Consider the following 911-nt stretch of genomic DNA (forward strand, 5'->3'; position numbering starts at 1 on the left):
TCTCCAACTAACTGCTGCAAGGCAAGCATAAAGTCCGACACATCCTCAAACACAACACTTTCAAGCCCCCAACTTTCCAGATGATTACGCATGGCCCGACGACGGACCTCATTGTTATCAAAAATCATCGGCTTAATATGTCGCAAAGGGCCTGAACGCACCTCGCTCTCGGGAACATCGGCTTCGATTAAAGGTAAGAAAAAACTAAATCTGCTGCCCTTGCCTTGCGTAGACGTCACTGCAATATCGCCGCCCATCAGCTGTGCGAGTCGCTTACAAATGGTGAGACCAAGTCCTGTGCCGCCGAACTTGCGTGTTGTAGATGTATCTTCTTGCGAAAACGCCTCAAAGATATATGCCAATTTGTCTTCTGAAATTCCAATGCCACTGTCTTTTATCGAAATCTTAAAATAAGCATCACCCATACGCTCCATCACTTCAGCACGAACCTCAACAACGCCACCATTGGTAAACTTATTCGCGTTCGATAGCAGATTCAGCATAACTTGCCGTATTCTGCTGGGGTCACTGTTTACGTATTCAGGTAGGCGAGAACTGTATTGAATAACCAACTGGTTCTCGGATTTATTTGCGAGCATGGTGACTTGATCCACGGCACTCTCAATCAACGCCAATAAGCTGAAATCCATACGCTCAATTTCAATCTTTCCTGCCTCTATTTTCGAGAAATCGAGTATGTCGTTAATAATCTGCGTCAAGCTGCCGGTGCTTGTCAGAATCGTTTCAATTTGTGAACGCTGATCGCTATTTAAGCCCGAGCGCTGGAGAATCTGCGCCATACCATTGATACCGTTCAAAGGGGTACGAATCTCATGACTCATGTTGGCCAGAAACTCACTCTTCGCCTTGGTTGCATCTTCAGCACGCAATTTTTGCCGTTCCAGATCGAC

Annotated in this window: 1 protein-coding gene; it reads right to left on the reverse strand. The window is 46.2% G+C overall.

Features of this window, described 5'->3' with window-relative positions; translation table 11 throughout:
- Nucleotides 1-911, reverse strand: a 911-nt coding sequence (locus tag A3750_RS07935; RefSeq protein ID WP_231871765.1) for a HAMP domain-containing sensor histidine kinase, incomplete at both ends; no start/stop codon positions are given.

The organism is Oleiphilus sp. HI0079 (assembly GCF_001635105.1).